The 516-nt window shown below is 32.6% G+C and carries 1 pseudogene; it reads left to right on the forward strand.

Annotated elements, in window-relative coordinates:
• A pseudogene (locus ACFSR0_RS05785) lies at nt 1-516 on the forward strand (IS3 family transposase); the annotation flags it as partial.

The raw sequence follows: 516 nt of genomic DNA on the forward strand, positions 1-516 counted from the left end.
AAAACAAAAAGAGTTACTTTTAAAAGAAGTGGAAGAATTAAAAAAACAAGTACACCAATTACAAATCGAAAAAGCATTGCTAGAGGGAGCGGCTGAACTGCTAAAAAAAGAAGAGGGCATCAATCTTATTTATCTATCAAATCAAGAAGAAACGATATTGATTGATGCTCAACGAAATCGATTCAAGTTGAAGGAGCTGCTTCAACAACTTAAGTTGTCTAAAAGTAGCTATTTTTATCAAAAAAAGGCACTTGAGAAACCAGATAAATATGTTGAAGAACGTCAATTGATCATGACTATTTTCAACAGTAACTTCCGTGCTTATGGTTACCGCAGAATTCACCAAGCTTTAAAAAATATGGGGAAAAGCCTGTCTGAAAAAGTCATACGTAGATGAATGCTTGAAGAAAATTTGATGATTAAATTTTCTAAGCGAAAAAAATACTCTTCATATGTTGGAGAAATTACTCCTGCACAACCAAATCTTTTGAATCGTAATTTCAAAGCAGAAAAACC

The sequence above is a fragment of the Enterococcus camelliae genome (assembly GCF_042685105.1).
Classification (GTDB): domain Bacteria; phylum Bacillota; class Bacilli; order Lactobacillales; family Enterococcaceae; genus Enterococcus_G; species Enterococcus_G camelliae.